Below are 19,026 nucleotides of genomic sequence, written 5' to 3'. Positions count from 1 at the left end.
TTGAGGTCAGCCTCGCCGACGCTGCCCTCGCCGGCAAGGTCGGCGGCGGTCACGGCGCGAGTCGGTCAAAGCGAGAGCAGGAAGAGAATCAGCGGCGGTGACAGCAGCGAGAGGAGAAAGCCGCTGACCACGGCCACCGGCACACAGGACACGCCCCCGTGCTGCTGGATCACCGGCAGGGTGAAGTCCATGGCGGTGGCGCCGCCATAACCGATCGCCAGGGCGGCATGGCGGCGGATCAGCAGCGGGATCAGTACGAAGGCGAGCAGTTCCCGTGCCAGGTCGTTGAAGAAGGCCACCCCGCCCATCAGGGGACCCAGCTGGTCGCCGACCAGGATGCCGGAGAGCGAGTACCAGCCGAAGCCGGCGGCCAGCGCCAGCCCCTCGTTCCATCGGAGGTCCAGCAGCGGCGCCGCCAGCAGGCCGCCGACCAGCGAGCTGGCGGCGAGGGTCAGGGCGATGGCCAGGCCGAAGCGGTTAAGCACGATCTGGCGCAGCGGCATGCCGGAGTTGCGCAGTTGGCAGCCGATCAGCGCCAGCAGGAGGTAGAGCACCCCTTCGGCCAGGGTCTCGGCCGTGGCGAACAGGCCACTGCCGGTGAACCACTCCAGCAGCAGGCCGAGTACCACGCCGGCGACCACCACCGCCACCAGCGCCAGCGAGCCGGCCATGGCGGCCCACTTGCTGGTGGGCGCCCCCGCCAGCACCCTCGAGGGATCGGCGATGAGGCCCAGCCGGCGCGATAGCCACCAGAGGGCCGCCAGGTTGCAGGCCGAGATCACCGCGAACAGCACCATGGCCTGACCGCCCAGGCGCGAGAGCTGGCCCGCCAGGTCGTCCAGGCCCGCCAGGCTCACCCCCATCAGCAGCAGGATCACGTAGATCGAGGCGTTCACGCCGCGGTTGATCAGCGCCATCAGCCGGGCATCCCCCACCGGCACCAGGTAGCCCAGCACCAGCGGCAATAACACGATCACCAGACCACTCAGCATGGCGACTCCCTTCCCGCCCAGGGGCCGCCAGGGGCGGCCGAAAGCCGCCTACTCTAGTCAATTTGCCTTCGGGGAGGAAGCGAGCTCGGCGCTGGAGAAGGTCAGGTCAGTCAAGGTCAGCCGGCTTTTTCGCTTGCCGTCGCGGTGGTACTCCATGGCCAGCAGCAGGCCCGGCACGCCGGGGTGGAAGCTGAAGACCATGCGGCGATCGGGGGCGTCCGGCTCCGTGACCTCCACCCTGACGGCCTCGAAGCGCCCGGCGGGCAGCTCGAGCATGCGGCGGTCCAGCCGGCGGTAGTTGATCCGCTCCTCGCGACCGCGGTGGTCGAGGTAGCGCAGCCGGCAGGGCGAGGCGCAGTCGTCGGCCACGGCTCGCCGGGAGAGGCTGAACAGGGCGGTCTGGCGGTCGGGCAGCCGGGCCAGCGTCTCTGCGTCCAGTTCGTAGTCCTTGCCGATGCCCAACAGCCTGTAGCCGCTGGTGTAGTGCAGCGCGCGAAGGTCAGCGCTGGCGATGAAGCGGCTGCGCTCGTGGCCCCGGGCCACCGCGATGGCGGCCCGCATGTCGCTCTGCCAGTGCGTGCCGTCACGACTCAGGCGGTGTTCCACGGTGGTGCTCGGCCAGCCGGCGACCTCGAGGCGGTAACGGGCATCGAAGGGACGCGGCTGTGCGGCGAGGGCGCTGCCGGCGGCCAGCAGCAGGAGCAGGAAGAGAGCGGCGCAACGGTGCTGCAGTTCGGGCATGCGAGGACTCCAGGGCCGTCGAGGGGGCAGAGGTGAGAGTCTCCGCGGGCCCGGGGGTTCCCGCCTGCACGCGCCTTGCGCTTTTCCCCGGCGGGCCCTCCGCGGGGCTGCTAGGCTGCCCTTGCAGGGCGACGCCTCCGTCGCCGCCACACCATTGAGGAGACTCCCATGGCCAGACTCTTGCTGATCGCCGGTGATTATGTCGAGGACTACGAGATCATGGTGCCCTTCCAGGCCCTGCAGGCCATGGGCCACTCGGTCGATGCGGTGTGTCCCGACAAGCGCGAAGGCGACAAGGTGCGCACCGCCATCCACGACTTCGAGGGCGACCAGACCTACTCCGAGAAGCCCGGTCACGACTTCACCCTGAATGCCACCTTCGCCGAGGTGGAGGTCGCCGACTACGACGGGTTGGTCGTCCCCGGCGGGCGTGCGCCGGAGTACCTGCGTCTCGACGAGCGGGTGCTGGAGATGGTCCGCCACTTCTTCGACCATGACAAGCCGGTGGCCGCCATCTGCCATGGTGCCCAGCTGCTGGCGGCGGCGGTCTCCCTCGAGGGACATCGGGTCTCGGCCTACCCTGCCTGTGCCCCGGAAGTGCGCCTGGCCGGCGGCGACTATGCCGAGATCGGGGTCGACCAGGCGGTGGCCAGCGGCAAGCTGGTCACGGCTCCTGCCTGGCCGGCCCACCCGGCCTGGCTCAAGCGCTTCGCCGCCATGCTCGACTGAGGCCTGCCGGCGGGATTTGACGCGTCTAGACGACTGGTCTAATCTTGCCGGCATGACGACGCACGCCACCCGCGACAAGCTGATCGAGATCGGCGCCGACCTGATCGCCGAGCAGGGCTTCAACGCCACCGGCATCAATGCGGTGCTCAGCCGGGCCGGGGTCCCCAAGGGGTCTTTCTATCACTACTTCTCGAGCAAGGAGGATTTCGGCCTGGCCGTGATCGATGCCTTCGCCGAGCAGTATGATGCCCGGCTGGCGGCGATCTTCGAGGCCAGAGACGTCTCCCCGCTGGAGCGCCTGCGTCGCTACTTCGCCACCGGCAAGGCGGACATGCTCTCCTGCGATCATGCCCGCGGCTGCCTGATCGGCAACCTGGGGCAGGAGCTCTCGGCGCGCAGCGAGGTCTTCCGGGCCCGCCTCGACCAGGTGTTCCGCGCCTGGGAGCGCCGGCTGGTAGCCTGCCTCGAGGAGGCCCGCAGCGCCGGCGAGGTCTCGGACGATCTCGATACACAGGCCCTGGCGGGATTTATCATGGCCGGCTGGGAGGGCGCCATCCTGCGTGCCAAGACCGTGAAGTCCCTGGCCCCCATGGAGTGCTTCGAGGCGGTCCTCTTCCGGCAGGTGCTGGCCCGGGAGCTTCCTGTGGTGAGCTGATCACTGGCCGGAGCGCCAACCTCAGTGGCGTGTGCCACGAACCTAGTAGACTGGTCTAGAATAACGAGCTACACAGCTATCGACCCAGGAGGTCACCCATGAATCCGCAACACGACAGCCTCTTCGCGCCCTTCACCCTTGGTGACCTGGAACTGCCCAACCGGGTGATCATGTCGCCGTTGACCCGCTCGCGGGCCTCGCAGCCCGGCGACGTGCCCAACGACATGAACGTCGAGTACTACCGTCAGCGAGCCGGGGCGGGGATGATCATTTCCGAGGCCACCCAGGTCTCCCCCCAGGGCAAGGGCTACGCCTTCACCCCGGGGATTCACTCCGAGGCGCAGGTCGAGGGCTGGAAGCGGGTGACCGATGCCGTGCATCAGTCCGGCGGACGCATCATCCTGCAACTCTGGCACGTGGGGCGGATCTCTCACCCCGCGCTGCAGCCAGACGGCGCCTCACCCGTGGCGCCCTCGGCGATCAAGCCGGAAGGCGCCATGACCTTCATCAGCGCCGATTCCGGGATGGTCGAGGTACCCACGCCGCGCGCACTCGAGACCGACGAGTTGCCCGGGATCGTCGAGCAGTACCGCCAGGGGGCCGAGAACGCCAGGCGCGCCGGCTTCGACGGCGTGGAGGTCCATGCCGCCAATGGCTACCTGCTCGACCAGTTTCTCAAGAGCGGCAGCAACCACCGCACCGATGCCTATGGTGGCTCGCTGGAGAACCGCCTGCGGCTGCCGCTGGAGGTGGTCCAGGCCGTGGTGGACGTCTGGGGCCCCGATCGGGTCGGCGTGCGCGTCAGCCCCACCGGCAGCTTCAATGCCATGGTCGACGACGACCCGGTCGCCACCTTCGGTGCCTTTGCCCAGGCCCTCGACGCCATCGGGGTCGCCTTCATCGAGGTGGTGGAAGACTCCTTCCAGGGCAACCACGAGAAGGGGCGTCCCGAGCCGGTGATCGAGGCCATCCACGAGGGGTTCTCGCGCGCCTACATCGGCAACGGCGCCTACAGCGCCGAAGAGGCCCGTCAGCGCATCGCCGCCGGCAAGGTGGACCTGGTCTCCTTCGGGCGACCCTTCATCTCCAACCCGGACCTTCCCGAGCGCTTGCGTCTTGGTGCGCCGCTCAATGACTGGGACGACAGCACCTTCTATGGTGGCGACGAGCGCGGCTATACCGACTACCCGAGCCTGGCCGAACAGCCGGCCTGACACTTTCGAGATTCCCGGCCCAGCCGGCCGGGGACCGACACTTTGATGCATTCCCGAGGAGAAGAAACCATGTCCGAGATCAATGGCAAGGTCGTCATCATTACCGGGGCCAGCAGCGGCCTCGGCGAAGCCACCGCCCACCGCCTGGCCAAGGCCGGCGCCAAGCTGGTGCTCGGCGCCCGTCGCGAGGAGCGCCTCGCTGCGCTGCGCGACGCCATCGTCGAACAGGGGGGCGAGGCCATCTATCGCGTCACCGACGTGACCGACCGCGACCAGGTCGAGGCCCTGGCCTCCGCCGCCAGGGAGGCTTACGGCCGCATCGACGTGCTGGTCAACAACGCCGGCCTGATGCCGCTGTCACCGCTGGACCAACTCAAGGTCGACGAGTGGGAGCAGATGGTCGACGTCAACATCAAGGGCGTGCTCTACGGCATTGCTGCGGTGCTGCCGACCATGCGCGAGCAGCATGCCGGCCATATCATCAACCTCTCCTCGGTGGCCGGGCACGTGGTCTTCCCGTCCGCGGCCGTCTACTGCGCCACCAAGTATGCGGTCAAGGCGCTCTCCGAGGGCATTCGCCAGGAGGGCGGCGAGGAGATCCGCTCCACCAACATCTCCCCGGGGGCGGTGGCCACCGAGCTGACCACCACCATCAGCGACCCCGACACCGCCAAGGGCGTGAACGAGCTCTACGAAATGGCCATCGATGCCGATGCCATCGCCCGGGCGATCGTCTACGCCATCGAGCAGCCGGCAGATGTCGACGTCAACGAGCTGATCATCCGCCCGACCAAACAGCCGCTGTAAGGCGCCGCCCTTCGCGGCAATGCCCGTCGGTGGGCCGGGCCGCGATGCTCGGTCCGCCGCTGGAAAGCCCGGCGAAGTCCTGCTATTGCCTCCCGGGGCCAGTGCAATGGACACCCGACCGACATTCGGCACAGGAGCATGCTCATGAGTAACGATACGTCCTACCAGCCGCCACGCGTCTGGCGGTGGGAACGCGCGAGCGGCGGCCAGTTCGCCAGCATCAACCGCCCCGTGGCCGGCCCGACCCACGACCGGGAACTGCCCGTCGGCCAGCATCCGCTGCAGCTCTACTCCCTGGCCACGCCCAACGGCGTGAAGGCGACCATCATGCTCGAGGAGCTGCTGGCGCTGGGACATGAGGGAGCCGAGTACGACGCCTGGCCGATACGCATCGGTGAGGGCGAGCAGTTCTCCAGCGGCTTCGTCGCCGCCAACCCCAACGCCAAGATCCCGGCGCTGATGGATCACACCACCGAGCCGCCGACCCGGGTGTTCGAATCCGGCGCGATCCTGCTCTACCTGGCCGAGACGTTCGGTGCCTACCTGCCTGACGATCATGCCGGGCGGACCGAGACCCTCAACTGGCTGTTCTGGCAGATGGGCGCGGCCCCCTTCGTCGGTGGCGGGTTCGGCCACTTCTATGCCTATGCGCCGGAGCCGCTCCAGTACCCCATCGACCGCTACGCCATGGAGACCAAGCGACAGCTCGACGTGCTCGACCGGCAGCTGGCCGAGCGTGCCTATATCGCCGGCGACGACTACACCATCGCCGACATGGCCATCTATCCCTGGTATGGCGTGCTGGTCCAGGGGCTGCTCTATGATGCGGGGGAGTTCCTGGCCGTCGACGAGTACCCCAACGTGCAGCGCTGGGCGAGGCGTATCGCCGAGCGGCCGGCGGTCAAGCGCGGACGCATGGTCAACCGCACCTGGGGGGAGCTCTCCGAGCAACTGCACGAGCGCCACTCGGCCAGCGACTTCGAGACCCGCACCCAGGACAAGGTGTGACGGCGCCACCGGCGAGGCCTGGCGACACGGCGCAAGCAGGGGCACATCGCCGGCGATGTGCCCCTGCTTCATTTACCGGTCAGGCCAGTTTCTGGTCTGCCGGACCCGGCGAAGGTGGGGCGCTTCAGGAGCTGGATTGCAAGCGCTCAAGTTCGGGGCTGAGCGTGACCGGGTAGTCGCTCTCGCCCTCCGCGAGCCGCCTGACGTCATCGGGGAAGCGCTCGAGGGTGTCGGCGACCCGCTCGCGAGCCGCATCGGCCCGGGCCATCTCGTCATCGTCGAGCCGGCCCGCCCGGACCAGCGGGCGCAGCAGCGGCTCGCCGGCGTCGATGGTCTCGTCGCGCAGGGCGATGACGTCGCCGACGTAGCGTCCCCGGTCGTCCCGGCGGCGATAGAGCTGCTTGCGGCAGGGCAGGTTGATCTTGCCCGGCGAGTGCTTGACCCGCGGGGTGCCGGCGTACTCCACCAGCTTGTAGGAGAGGTCGATCACCGGGGCATCCGCCGAGACGCCCATCTGGGTGCCGACGCCGAAGGCATCGATGGGGGCGCCGTCCTCGAGCATCGCCGCGATCTGGACCTCGTCGAGGCCGCTGCTGGCGACGATGGTGATCTCCTCGAGCCCCGCCTCGTCGAGCAGCTCGCGCGCGCCCTTCGCCAGCTCGCCCAGGTCGCCGGAGTCGAGCCGGATGGCCTTGACGCCGACCTCGGGTGCCTCGCGCATGATCTCGATCACCTTGCGCACCCCTTCCAGGGTGTCATGGGTATCCACCAGCAGGGTGGTGCCGGGGTAGTGGCGGGCGAAGGCACGGAAGGCCTCCTGCTCGTCGTCATGGGCCAGGATATAGCTGTGGGCCATGGTGCCATTGATCGCCAGGTCGTGGCGCAGGCCGCCCAGCACGTTGCTGGTGCCGGCCAGCCCCGCGCTGCGGTAGGCCCGGACCCCCCGCACCGCGGCGTCCACGCCATGCATGCGGCGCATTCCGAAATCCACCACCGGGCGGCCGCGGGCGGCCATCACGATGCGCACCGCCTTGGAGGCGAGCACCGTTTCCAGTTGCACCAGGTTCATCACCAGGCTCTCGAGCAGCTGCGCCTGGGCGATGGGCGCGTCCACTTCCAGCAGCGGCTCGTTGGCAAACACCGGCGTGCCCTCGGGAAGGGTCCAGATGTCGCCCTCGAAGCGCCAGTCGCCCAGCCAGTCGAGGAAGCCCGGGTCGAACAGGCCGGTGCCGGCGAGGCGCTCGAGGGCCGTGTCGCCGAAGCGCAGCCGGCTGAGCAGGGCCGCGGCATGCTGCTGCCCGCAGGCCAGCATGAAGCGGCGGGCCGGGGGCATCTTGCGGAAGAAGAGGCTGAAGGTGGCCCGCCCGTGCATCGCCTCCTTCCAGTAGGCCTGGGTCATGGTCAACTGGTAGAGGTCGGTGAGCAGGGCCAGCTCGTCGTCGTCCACCCGGGGGGAGATCGGTCCGTTCATGAGCTTACCTCGGCACCGGCGTCGGTGAATTCGTGCCGGCACTCGGTCACGGTGTCGGGGTCCACCGCTGCGGAGAGATGCTCCAGAAACAGGGTATCAAAGCCCCCTTGGCGGGCTGCCAGTACCGTGGCATGGACGCAGACATCCAGCGCCAGGCCACAGACGATCACCCGTTCGATGCCCTTCTCCTTCAGGTAGCCGCCGAGTCCGGTGCCGTCGAAGGCCGAGTAGGCGTCGGCATCGAAGGCGGTGGCCTTGCTGACGCGGATGGCGTCATCGGGAAGGGCCAGGTCGGGATGGAAGGAGGCGCCGTGGGTGTCCTGCACGCAGTGCACCGGCCAGGGACCACCACGATGCGTGAAGCTCACGTGGTCGACCGGGTGCCAGTCTCGTGAGGCGATCACCAGGGCGCCGGCCTTGCCGGCGGCCTCGATCTCGGCATTGATCCCCGGCACCAGGGCACTACCGCCCTGGACCGCCAGCGCGCCGCCTTCGCAGAAGTCGTTCTGCATGTCCACGACGAGCAGCGCGTCGTGGGTGCCGTAGTCCACCTTCATGGTCATCACGCACCTCCCGGGAGGTCGTTGGGTGTCATCTCTCAGGGTAAGGCCTCTGCCGCAGTTAGAGTAGGAGGCTCAATAACCGGCCTCGGGGTCGACGGTGTCGAGGGGCTCGCCGGCCGCGAAGGCGCGCAGGGCCTCGGCCACCTGCTCCAGCGCCGCGCCCAGCGGGGTCGGGCCGGCCATGTGGGGGGTGATCCAGACCCTGGGGTGCGACCACAGCGGGCTTGCGCCAGGCAATGGCTCCTCGGGGAAGGCATCGAGCAGCGCCCCGCGCAGCCGGCCCTCCGTCTGCCCCTCGCCCTCGCTACCTGGACCAAGCGCGTCGAGCAGGGCAGCCTCGTCGATCAGCGACCCGCGACCCGGGTTGATCAAGCTGGCCCCTTCGGGAAGCCTCGCCAGGGCGTAGGCGTCGATGACATGGCGCGTCGCGGGGGTGTCCGGCAGCAGCAGCACCAGGCTTCTGACCCGGCCGAGCAGCGCATCGAGTCCCGCGTCGCCATGGTGGCAGGTGATGCCGTCGAGCGACTTGGGCGAGCGGCTCCAGCCATGCACCGGGAAGCCGTCGGCGGCCACCATGGTGGCGACCTTCGCGCCGATGGCGCCGAGGCCCAGCACGCCCACCGGCCAGTCAGCCTTGTCGACCACCGCATGCTCGCGCCACTCGCGGCGCGCCTGCTGGCGGTGGTAGCGGTCGAAGTCGCGCTGGAAGTGCAGGATGCCGTAGCGCACATAGTCCCCGATCAGCTCGGCCATGCCGGCATCGCGCAGCTTGACGATGGGCACGCCCGCGGGAAGCCCCGGGTTGCCCAGCAGGGCGTCGACCCCGGCGCCGAGGTTGATGATGCCCTTGAGCCGTTGGGGCTCGCCGAGCAGCTCGGCGGAGGGCTTCCACGCCGCCAGGTAGTCCGCCTCACGGCGCTTCTCGGCCGGGGCACTGCTGGTGAATACCTCGGCATCCGGCAGGCGCTTGGCCAGGGCGTCCCGCCACTGCTCGGCGTCATCGATATGGACCAGGACCTTCATGCTTCCTCCATTGGCGATCTTTCCCTCCATCATGGGAGCCTGGCGGGCCGTGAACAAGCGTGACAGGGCATTCGTGACAGAGCATCAGGAAATGCTTGACCGCCCACCATGGGTTGGCAGTAACCTCCACCCGAGGGAACCGACTGGCTGTCCGGAATGCCCGCGGCGCCCATGAGGCGGCCCGACGCCGCGATGATGATGCGGCCCCCCGGCCCGGCCTTCTCGCAGAAGAGAGGGCCGATTTTCTTGATGATGCGATGACGAGTGGCTTCATGATCCAGGTTTCCCTGCCCTTCACTCGTGAGGAATATGCGACCCGCCTGTGGAAGGTGCGTGCCGAGATGGCCAGCCGGGGTATCGACGTGCTGATCGTCAGCGACCCCTCGAACATGGCCTGGTTGACCGGCTACGACGGCTGGTCCTTCTACGTGCACCAGTGCGTGCTCGTGGGCTTGGCGGGTGAACCGGTGTGGTACGGCCGACGGATGGACGCCAATGGGGCCCTGCGCACCTGCTGGATCGATCCGGACAACATCACCTACTACCCGGATTACTACGTGCAGAATCCGGACATGCATCCCATGGATTACCTCGCCCAGACCATCCTGCCCGACCGCGGCTGGCACGAGGGCGTGGTGGGCATGGAGATGGACAACTACTACTTCACGGCCAAGGCCTACCAGTGCCTGCTGCGCGAGCTGCCCCATGCGCGCTTCATGGATGCCAACGCCCTGGTCAACTGGTGTCGCGCGGTTAAGTCGCCCCAGGAGATCGAGTACATGCGCGTGGCGGCGAAGATCGTCGAGGGGATGCACACCCGGATCCTCGAGGTGATCGAACCGGGCCTGCCCAAGAGCAAGCTGGTCTCGGAGATCTACCGCGTCGGCATCGAGGGCTGGCGGGACGCCCAGGGCAAGATCTACGGCGGCGACTATCCCGCCATCGTGCCCATGCTGCCCACCGGCAGTGATGCCGCCGCCCCGCACCTGACCTGGGACGACACGCCGTTCCGCGAAGGCGAGGGCACCTTCTTCGAGATTGCCGGGGTCTTCAAGCGCTACCACGCGCCGATGTCGCGCACGGTCTTCCTCGGCAGGCCGCCCCAGGAGTTCGTACGCGCCGAATCGGCACTACTCGAGGGCATCGAGAATGGCCTGGCGGTGGCCAAGCCCGGCAACCGCACCGCGGACATCGCCATGGCGCTGGGTGCGGCCATGGACAAGTACGGCTTCGACCGCGGCGGCGCGCGCTGCGGCTATCCCATCGGCATCAGCTATCCCCCCGACTGGGGCGAGCGCACCATGAGCCTGCGCCCCTCGGACGAGACCATCCTGCAGCCCGGCATGACCTTCCACTTCATGCCCGGCCTGTGGGAGGACGACTGGGGCCTGGAGATCACCGAGAGCATCCTGATCACCGAGACCGGCTGCGAGACCCTGGCCGACTTCCCGCGCCAGCTCTTCGTGCGCTGAACATGCAAGAAACTCGGCCTGCTTCAACAAGTAACGAGGGGCGCTGGGGGCAGATCGAAGAGGGAATTAAGAATCTGCCCCCAGATCAGCCCCGAGTGGCATGGACGCCATGATGCCCATGCCACACGAGAACAAGGAGTTTCACATCATGACCAAGCGTCCCAGCCCCATCTCCGCGACCGTCGACTTCGACGCCGACGGCGTCCAGCACGGCTTCCTCAAGCTGCCGATCTCCGTGGATGACTCTGCCTGGGGGGCGGTGATGATCCCCGTCACCGTGGTCAAGAACGGCCAGGGCCCCACGGCGCTGCTGACCGGCGGCAACCACGGCGACGAGTACGAGGGCATCACCTCGCTGCTCAAGCTGTCGAGCGAGCTCAAGGCCGAGGAGGTCACCGGCCGGGTGATCATCGTGCCCTGCATGAACCAGCCGGCGGTGATGGCCGGCAAGCGCACCTCGGGCCTCGACGGCGGCAACCTCAACCGCAGCTTCCCCGGGAACCCGGACGGCAGCGTGACCGAGAAGATCGCCGACTACTTCACCCGGGTGATGGTGCCGATGTGCGACGTGGTCCTCGACCTGCACTCCGGTGGGCGTACCCTGGACATCATCCCCTTCGGCGCCTCCCACGTACTGGAAGATGCCGAACAGCAGCGCCAGGCGCTAGAGGGCGCCAAGGCCTTCGGTGCCCCCTACGCCATGATGATGTTCGAGCTCGACGCCGCGGCGCTGTTCGACACCGCGGTGGAGAGCCAGGGCAAGGCCTTCGTGGCCACCGAGCTCGGCGGCGGCGGCAGCTCCACGCCGGAGAGCATGGCGATCACCGAACGCGGCGTGCGCAACGTCCTGATCCACTACGGCCTGATGGCCGGCGAGGTGGAGATGCCCGACGCCCCCCAGGTCTACCTCGACATGCCCGATGCCAGCTGCTATGTGCAGAGCGAGCACAGCGGCGTGCTGGAGCTCTGCTTCGCCCTGGGCGAGCGAGTCGAGGAGAGCGAGGTGGTGGCCCGGGTCTATGACATGACCCGCAGCGGTACCGCCCCGGTAGAGTACCGCGCCCGTCGCAGCGGCGTGCTGGCGGCACGGCGCCATCCGGCGCTGGTCAACATGGGCGACACCATCGCGGTGATCGCCGATGTCGTCGACTCGCTGGGCTGAGAGTGCCGGGATACCGATGAAACTCGACCGCTATGACCTGAAGATCCTCGAGATCCTCTCCCGGGACGGACGCATCACCAAGTCGAAGCTGTCCGAGGCGATCAACCTCTCGGTCAGCCCCTGCTGGGAGCGGGTTCGCCGGCTCGAGAAGGCCGGCATCATCGAAGGCTACAGTGCCCGCATCAATGCCGCGGCGCTGGTCAAGCGCACGCCGGTATGGGTGCAGGTCGAGCTCAAGGCCCACAATGCCGAGAGTTTCGCCCGCTTCGAGGCGCTGGTCCACGCCACCCCCGAGGTCACCGAGTGCGTGGCCGTGGGCGGTGGCGTCGATTACCTGATCAAGTTCGAGACCGACTCCATCGACGCCTACCAGCGGCTGATGGATGCCTGGCTGACCGGGGAGGCCGGCATCGAGCGCTACTTCACCTATATCGTCACCAAGACGGTGAAACGCCCCGCCCCGGGCTTCTCGCCCGATGACCTGGCCTGATCCCTTTCCGATTTGCTTCGCTTTTCGATTCAGCGAAATTTCAGCGTTGATGTCACCTCGGCCCTTGTGGCATAAGCTGGTAATAGGTGGGTGGGCCGAGGCTCACCCGGCCGGGCGATCCCACCGGCATGCTCCCGATGGTGCCGGTCATGTGTGATTGATAGTTGACAGCGCCCTGGAAGTTTCCGAGATCGCCTGACGTAGAGAGACCAAGATGTCCTATTTCACGATTGCCGGGGTGCAGATGCATGCCCTGCACCATGGTGACAACACCGAGGCCATGCGCCACCGGATCGACGTGCTGATGAGCCGTTTCCCCCAGGTGCAGATGGTCCTGTTCAGCGAGCTGATGCCCATGGGGGCCTCGCCGCACCACGCCCAGCCGATGCCCTGCAGCACCGAGGCCCTGTTCTGCCAGATCGCCGAGCAACATCGCATCTGGCTGATCCCCGGCTCGATGTTCGAGCAGACCGACGACGGCATCTTCAACACCCTCTCGGTGATCAACCCCCACGGCCAGGTGGTGGCCCGCTACCGCAAGATGTTCCCCTTCCGGCCCTATGAGGCCGGGGTGGAGAGCGGCAGCGAGTTCGTCACCTTCGACGTGCCCAACGTGGCCCGCTTCGGGGTCTCGATCTGCTACGACATGTGGTTCCCCGAGACCACCCGCACCCTGGCCGCCATGGGCGCCGAGGTGATCCTGCACCCGACCATGACCGACACCATCGACCGCGATATCGAGCTGTCCATTGCCCGCACCAATGCCGCGGTTAACCAGTGCTACTTCTTCGATATCAACGGCGCCGGCACCATCGGCAACGGCCGTTCCATCGTGGTCGGCCCCTCCGGGGATGTCATCCACCAGGCCGGCACCGGCGAGGAGGTCATGCCCATCGAGGTCGACCTGAACCGCGTGCGTCGCGAGCGCGAGACCGGCCTGCGCGGCCTCGGCCAGCCGCTGAAGAGCTTTCGCGAGCGGTCCGTCGACTTCTCGTTGTACCGCAACGAGGGGCGCTCGAGCCCCTTCCTCGACACTCTCGGCCCGCTGGCCAAGCCGGTTCGGGCCGATATCGAGGAGTACTGACCCCTCGCCTGCGGGCGGTGCAGTGTAGAGGTAGAAGAGGTAAGGAAAGAAAAAAAGAGGAGCCCCCATGCTGGAGCCACTGATTCGCTTGCTGCGCCGCCTGTTCCGCAATTCCCCGGCGGCCCCTGCCGCGCACCCGGCGCCCGGCGCCTCTCCCGTGACCGATGGAGCGACCAAGATGAGCAAAATAACAACCATTGCCGATGTCCGCCGCCACTTCCTCAACAACAAGGAGCCGGTCTATTTCATCTCGGCCACCAACTTCAACCTGCTGGGGATCGGCGACTGGGTGGGTAACTTCCGCCATATCAACTACATCGACTGCTTCGAGGGGCAGCAGCGCAACGTCTTCGTACCCAAGGAGAAGTTTCCCCGCGACTTCGAGAGCATCGAGGACATCAACAACTACCTCCTCGAGCACAAGGAGGTGATCGACTTCATCCAGTCGCGGGCAGACGGCGAGAACGCCGGCGTGGCCGCCTTCTTGATGTTCGATGAGCACACCGAAGAGATCTGCAAGCAGCTCGGGCTGCGGGTGGCATTCCCCCCGGCGGCGCTGAGAAACCGCATGGACAACAAGATCGAGACCGTGCGCATCGGCAACAAGGCCGGCGTGCCCAGCGTGCCCAACGTGCTGGCAAAGGTCGGCAGCTATCAGGAGCTGTGCGAGGTGAGCAAGGACCTCGGCGGCGACCTCGTCGTGCAGACCGCCTTCGGCGACTCCGGCCACACCACCTTCTTCATCGCCAGCGAGGACGACTACTACAAGCACGCCGAGGAGATCGAGGCCGAGCCCGAAGTCAAGATCATGAAGCGGATCAACTGCCGCGGCTCGGCCATCGAGGCCTGTGCCACCCGCTGCGGCACCGTGGTGGGGCCGCTGATGACCGAGCTGGTGGGTTTCAAGACGCTGACTCCCTACAAGGGCGGCTGGTGCGGCAACGAGATGTTTGCCGGCGCCTTCACCCAGGAGATCCGCGACAAGGCCCGGGAGTACACCTTCAAGTTCGGTGAGGCGCTGCGCGAGGAGGGCTACCGCGGCTACTTCGAGCTCGACTTCCTGATCGACATGGACAACGGCGAGGTCTACTTGGGCGAGCTCAACCCGCGGGTCACCGGGGCCAGCTCGCTGACCAACGTGGCCGCCTTCGCCCACTCCGACATCCCGCTGTTCCTCTTCCACCTGCTGGAGTTCTCGGACGTCGACTTCGACCTCGACATCAACGACATCAACGAGCGCTGGGCGCACCCCGAGAGTGTCGACAGCTGGAGCCAGCTGGTGATCAAGCACACCGACGAGAGCGTCGACCTGCTCACCGCCTCACCGCGCACCGGGGTGTGGAAGATGGCCGGCGACGGCAGCGTCAGCTACGACCACTACAGCTACCATCCCCATGCCGCCGAGAACGACAGCGAGGGCTTCTTCCTGCGCATCAGCGGCGCGGGCGATTTCCGCTACGAGGGGGCGGACCTCGGCATCCTGATCACCCGCGGGCGGCTGATGGACGACGACTTCCAGCTCAACGAGCGCGCCAAGGCGTGGATCGACGGCATCCGTGGCCAGTATGCCGGCCAGTCGCTGCAGGACCCGGTGGTGGAGGAAGTGGCCGTCAGCCATGCCGTCGGCGGCGGCAACTTCAAGATCCTGTGAGTGCCGGGACCGTTTTCCCTTCGCCCCGGGAGGTGCCTGCGGCCGACATGGACAAGATGCTCGATTTCCGCACCGTGCGCGAGGAGGCGGCCGGCGCTCGGTGGCAGGCGCTGTTCGAGTACCACTGGCCGGCCTACGAGCAGTGGTATCTCAGCGAGGGGGAGCGCGAACGGCCGGGGTACCTCGCCTGCTACAACGCCCTGCGCCGGCACATGCCGGAGCTGCTGCCGACCTATCGGGCGCTCTGCGACCTGGCCGGCGGCGGTGACCTGGCCGCGCGCTTCCTGAGCCTCTACCAGCCGCCGCCCTATATCACCGGCTGTTCCCAGGCGGTGCTCGCCAGCCCCGCCTCCACGGTGCTGGCGCGTAACTACGACTACCCGCCGGAGCTGTGCGAGGGCACGATCCTCTACACGCACTGGAACGAGCGGCGGGTGATCGCCATGTCCGACTGCCTGTGGGGCGTGCTCGACGGCATGAATGACCGTGGGCTCGCCGTATCGCTGGCCTTCGGTGGACGCAAGGCGGTGGGCCAGGGCTTCGGCGCGCCGATCATCCTGCGCTACCTGCTGGAGTTTTGCGACAGCGTGCCCGAGGCGGCCGAGGTGCTGGCCCGGGTGCCCACCCACATGGCCTACAACATCACCGTGGCCGACGCCGCCGGCCGCTACGTGACGGCGATGATCGGCCCTGACCGTCGTGCGAGCATCCGCCGTGTGCCGGTGGCCACCAACCACCAGAAGAAGATCGAGTGGTATGCCCATGCCCTGGCCTCGGAGACCCTGATCCGCGAGCGCCAGCTGTCGATCCTGGTGGACGACGAGGCCACCACCGAGGAGCGGCTGATCGCGGCCTTCTCGGCCCCGCCACTGTTCCGCCACGACTACCGGCGTGGCCTGGGGACCGTCTATACCGCGGTCTACCGCCCCCGCTCGGGGCGTGCCCAGTTCCACTGGCCAGGCATGAACCTGGACCTGAGTTTCGACGACTTTCCCGAGGAACGGATTACCGTGCGCTACGGCACCCGCGCGCTGCACAGCGGCTGACCCGGCTTACCGCGCGATCGATCCCCCTCGACAACAAGAGCAAGGATGGGTGTTGCCATGCCAGAGACGAGTCCTACCGAGACGCCCTATACCGCCCTGGGCTTCTACCACAAGATCTCCCAGCTGCGTGCCGACACCTGGAATGCGCTGAAGCGCGATCTCGGGCGGCTGGTGCGCCTGGACGACGAGGGCCGGGCCAAGAACCTGGTCAAGGCGATCGACGTCAAGCTGACGCGGCTCGAGATCATCGAGGACTACCACGCCTTCCCCTCCAAGGAGGACTTCCGTCACCTCTGGTCGCTGTTCGACCGCGGGGAGTACGGGCTGCTGGAGAAGGTGGTCAAGCGCCTGGTGCGGGCGCTGATCAGCGAGTCCTACCGGCGGCGCCACGTCGACCTCAGCGAGACCGATGCCGATGCCGAGGACCTCGAGACCCTCGATGCCCTGGCGCAGCTGCGCCGCGGGCACCCGGCATCGAACAGCTCGGCCCAGCCCTACTTCGAGCTGCTGATCGTCGACAACCTCTCGGCCCCGGAGGAGGAGGTGGTCCGCGAGGCCTTCCACAACATGCGTCGTCCCGAGGACCGCTTCGTCTACGACGTGGTCACGGTGCGCAGCTTCGAGGATGCGCTGATCGCGGTGCTGGTCAATCCCAACATCCAGGCCTGCCTGATCCGCTACGAGTTCCCCTACAAGTCGAAGTACAACCTCAGCGCCCTGCGCAGCTACCTCGAGGGGATCTCCGAGCAGTCCCTGGAGCACCAGTCCGAGGCCGAGCGCAGCATCCTGTTGAGCACCATGATCCACGAGCTGCGCCCCGAGATCGACCAGTTCCTGGTCACCAGCGGCGACGTGGAGGCCACGGCCAGCCGCGACATCCGTCACTTCAATCGCATCTTCTACCGCGAGACGGACTACATCGAGCAGCACCACACCATCCTGCGCGCCATCGACAACCGCTATCGCACGCCCTTCTTCGACGCCCTGCGCGAGTACAGCAAGAAGCCCACCGGGGTCTTCCACGCCATGCCCATCTCGCGGGGCAAGTCGATCACCCGCTCCCACTGGGCCGGGCAGATGATCGACTTCTACGGCATCAACATCTTCCTCGCCGAGACCTCGGCCACCTCCGGCGGACTGGATTCGCTGCTCCAGCCCTACGGGCCGATCAAGAAGGCCCAGGAGTATGCCGCCCGGGCCTTCGGTGCGCGGCAGAGCTTCTTCGTCACCAACGGCACCTCCACCGCCAACAAGATCGTCGTCCAGGCGCTGATCAAGCCGCGCGACATCGTGCTGATCGACCGCGACTGCCACAAGTCGCACCACTACGGCATGGTGCTGGCCGGCGCCCACGTCAGCTACCTGGACTCCTACCCGCTCGATGACTACTCCATGTACGGGGCGGTGCCGCTCAAGGAGATCAAGAAGACGCTGCTCGAGTACAAGCGCGCGGGCCAGCTGCACAAGGTCAAGATGCTGCTGTTGACCAACTGCACCTTCGACGGCGTGGTCTACAACGTGCGCCGGGTGATGGAGGAGTGCCTGGCGATCAAGCCCGACCTGGTCTTCCTGTGGGACGAGGCGTGGTTCGCCTTCGCCAGCTTCAACCCGACCTACCGGCCGCGCACCGCCATGCATGCCGCCCGCACCCTGCGTGACCGCTACCGCAGCGAGGCCTATCGTGCGGAGTACGACGCCTGGAAGGCGGAGTTCGATACCCTCGATCCCGACGACGACGCCACCTGGCTTGACCGGCCCCTGCTGCCCGACCCCGACGCGGTGCGCATCCGGGCCTATGCCACCCATTCCACCCACAAGACCCTGACCTCCTTGCGCCAGGGGTCGATGATCCACGTCTGGGACCAGGACTACCGCCAGAAGGTCGAGGCGCCGTTCCACGAGGCGTACATGACTCATACCTCGACCTCGCCCAACTACCAGATCATCGCCTCACTGGACGTGGGGCGCATGCAGGCCGAGATGGAAGGCTTCGAGCTGGTGCACGCCCAGGTGGAGGCGGCGCTGTCACTGCGCGAGCAGCTCTACACCCACCCGCTGCTGCAGAAGTACTTCCGGGTGCTGGTCAACAAGGACATGGTGCCACTGGAGTACCGGCAGTCGGGGGTCGAGACCTTCTACGACCCGGTCACCGGGTGGAACAAGATGGAGGAGGCCTGGGCCAATGACGAGTTCGTCGTCGACCCCAGCCGCATCACCATCGCCATCGGCGCCACGGGCATCGACGGCGATACCTTCAAGAACGAATACCTGATGAACAAGTACGGCATCCAGATCAACAAGACCTCGCGCAACACCGTGCTGTTCATGACCAACATCGGCACCACCCGGGGCTCCATCGCTTACCTGCTCGACGTGCTGATCAAGCTGGCCAAGGAGTTCGAGTATCGCTGGGAGGAGAGCAGCCGGCCGGAGCGCAAGATCATCGAGAACCGCGTCCACTCGCTGACCAAGGAGCTGCCGCCGCTGCCGGACTTCAGTCGCTTCCACGCGGCCTTCCGCCCCGACTCCGACGGCAACACCCCGGAGGGGGATATCCGCCAGGCCTACTTCCTCAGCTACGACGAAGAGAACACCGAGTACCTGCGCTTCGACAATGGCGAACTCCAGGCCCAGATGCGCACCGGCCGCGACGTGGTCTCGGCGAGCTTCGTGATCCCCTACCCACCGGGTTTCCCGGTGCTGGTTCCGGGGCAGGTGGTCAGCGAGGAGATCCTCTACTTCCTGCAGGCCCTGGACGTCACCGAGATCCACGGCTACCGCCCGGAGCTCGGCCTGCTGGTCTTCACCGAGGAGGCCCTGCGCAACCCGCCGGCGGGCTGACGGCGCCTCGCGCCCGGCCGTCGCCGCTCCACAGAAAAAACCGCAGGTTTCCGGCACAGGACAAAAAATCCTGTGCC

17 protein-coding genes are annotated in these 19,026 nt (G+C 67.1%); 12 read left to right on the top strand and 5 right to left on the bottom strand.

The window, feature by feature from the left end; genetic code table 11:
- Positions 1-65: 65 nt before the first annotated feature.
- Both OP497_RS09430 and OP497_RS09425 read right to left on the bottom strand, forming a co-directional pair.
- Positions 66-992 carry a lysine exporter LysO family protein gene (locus OP497_RS09430; protein WP_280547949.1) on the bottom strand — a complete coding sequence of 309 codons (927 nt, stop codon included), beginning with the start codon at positions 990-992 and terminating at the stop codon, positions 66-68.
- Positions 993-1,049: 57 nt separating this feature from the next.
- Positions 1,050-1,733, bottom strand: coding sequence for a hypothetical protein (locus tag OP497_RS09425; RefSeq protein ID WP_280547948.1), 684 nt, complete (start codon positions 1,731-1,733; stop codon positions 1,050-1,052).
- Between the two features lie 168 nt (positions 1,734-1,901).
- On the opposite strand from OP497_RS09425, the gene OP497_RS09420 reads away from it, so the two are divergent.
- The 5 genes from OP497_RS09420 to yghU all read left to right on the top strand — a co-directional run bounded on the left by OP497_RS09420 (position 1,902) and on the right by yghU (position 6,146).
- Entirely contained in the window at positions 1,902-2,462 is a 561-nt protein-coding gene (locus OP497_RS09420; RefSeq protein WP_280547947.1) for a DJ-1/PfpI family protein, read from the top strand.
- Between the two features lie 52 nt (positions 2,463-2,514).
- Entirely contained in the window at positions 2,515-3,117 is a 603-nt protein-coding gene (locus OP497_RS09415; RefSeq protein ID WP_280547946.1) for a TetR/AcrR family transcriptional regulator, read from the top strand.
- A 98-nt stretch (positions 3,118-3,215) separates the two neighbouring features.
- Positions 3,216-4,331: an alkene reductase gene (locus tag OP497_RS09410; RefSeq protein WP_280547945.1), complete on the top strand. Its 1,116-nt coding sequence runs from the start codon at positions 3,216-3,218 to the stop codon at positions 4,329-4,331.
- A 69-nt stretch (positions 4,332-4,400) separates the two neighbouring features.
- On the top strand, positions 4,401-5,138 hold the full coding sequence (locus OP497_RS09405; protein WP_280547944.1) for an SDR family oxidoreductase: 738 nt from the start codon (positions 4,401-4,403) through the stop codon (positions 5,136-5,138).
- A gap of 144 nt (positions 5,139-5,282) precedes the next feature.
- Positions 5,283-6,146, top strand: a complete 864-nt coding sequence (gene yghU, locus OP497_RS09400; protein ID WP_280547943.1) for a glutathione-dependent disulfide-bond oxidoreductase — start codon at positions 5,283-5,285, stop codon at positions 6,144-6,146.
- 124 nt (positions 6,147-6,270) lie between these two features.
- Here yghU and OP497_RS09395 read toward each other — a convergent pair whose 3' ends face one another.
- From OP497_RS09395 to OP497_RS09385, 3 genes are all read right to left on the bottom strand, one after another.
- Positions 6,271-7,617, bottom strand: a complete 1,347-nt coding sequence (locus OP497_RS09395) for a nicotinate phosphoribosyltransferase (RefSeq protein ID WP_280547942.1) — start codon at positions 7,615-7,617, stop codon at positions 6,271-6,273.
- Positions 7,614-8,180 (bottom strand): nicotinamidase, encoded by a 567-nt coding sequence (locus OP497_RS09390; RefSeq protein WP_280547941.1) that lies wholly within the window; start codon positions 8,178-8,180, stop codon positions 7,614-7,616. Before OP497_RS09390 ends, OP497_RS09395 begins: the two co-directional genes overlap by 4 nt.
- A gap of 72 nt (positions 8,181-8,252) precedes the next feature.
- Positions 8,253-9,203, bottom strand: a complete 951-nt coding sequence (locus tag OP497_RS09385) for a glyoxylate/hydroxypyruvate reductase A (protein WP_280547940.1) — start codon at positions 9,201-9,203, stop codon at positions 8,253-8,255.
- 272 nt (positions 9,204-9,475) lie between these two features.
- Between OP497_RS09385 and doeA the strand changes: the two genes are divergently transcribed.
- From doeA to OP497_RS09350, 7 genes are all read left to right on the top strand, one after another.
- Positions 9,476-10,675 (top strand): ectoine hydrolase DoeA, encoded by a 1,200-nt coding sequence (doeA, locus tag OP497_RS09380; RefSeq protein ID WP_280547939.1) that lies wholly within the window; start codon positions 9,476-9,478, stop codon positions 10,673-10,675.
- Positions 10,676-10,823: 148 nt separating this feature from the next.
- On the top strand, positions 10,824-11,837 hold the full coding sequence (doeB, locus tag OP497_RS09375) for a N(2)-acetyl-L-2,4-diaminobutanoate deacetylase DoeB (RefSeq protein ID WP_280547938.1): 1,014 nt from the start codon (positions 10,824-10,826) through the stop codon (positions 11,835-11,837).
- A 16-nt stretch (positions 11,838-11,853) separates the two neighbouring features.
- Positions 11,854-12,327 (top strand): Lrp/AsnC family transcriptional regulator, encoded by a 474-nt coding sequence (locus OP497_RS09370; RefSeq protein ID WP_280547937.1) that lies wholly within the window; start codon positions 11,854-11,856, stop codon positions 12,325-12,327.
- 214 nt (positions 12,328-12,541) lie between these two features.
- On the top strand, positions 12,542-13,411 hold the full coding sequence (locus tag OP497_RS09365; RefSeq protein WP_280547936.1) for a carbon-nitrogen hydrolase family protein: 870 nt from the start codon (positions 12,542-12,544) through the stop codon (positions 13,409-13,411).
- Positions 13,412-13,478: 67 nt separating this feature from the next.
- Positions 13,479-15,062, top strand: a complete 1,584-nt coding sequence (locus tag OP497_RS09360) for a biotin carboxylase (protein ID WP_280547935.1) — start codon at positions 13,479-13,481, stop codon at positions 15,060-15,062.
- A gap of 47 nt (positions 15,063-15,109) precedes the next feature.
- The gene (locus tag OP497_RS09355) at positions 15,110-16,108 is read left to right on the top strand and encodes a C45 family peptidase (protein WP_280547934.1); all 999 of its coding nucleotides are present in this window, start codon (positions 15,110-15,112) and stop codon (positions 16,106-16,108) included.
- Positions 16,109-16,165: 57 nt separating this feature from the next.
- Positions 16,166-18,949, top strand: a complete 2,784-nt coding sequence (locus tag OP497_RS09350) for a beta-eliminating lyase-related protein (RefSeq protein WP_280547933.1) — start codon at positions 16,166-16,168, stop codon at positions 18,947-18,949.
- The last annotated feature ends 77 nt before the right edge of the window (positions 18,950-19,026 follow it).

Source organism: Halomonas sp. 11-S5 (assembly GCF_029889825.1).
Taxonomy (GTDB): Bacteria; Pseudomonadota; Gammaproteobacteria; order Pseudomonadales; family Halomonadaceae; genus Halomonas.
The sequence above is the reverse complement of the archived record's forward strand: the minus strand, read 5'-3'. Positions and strand labels throughout refer to the sequence as shown.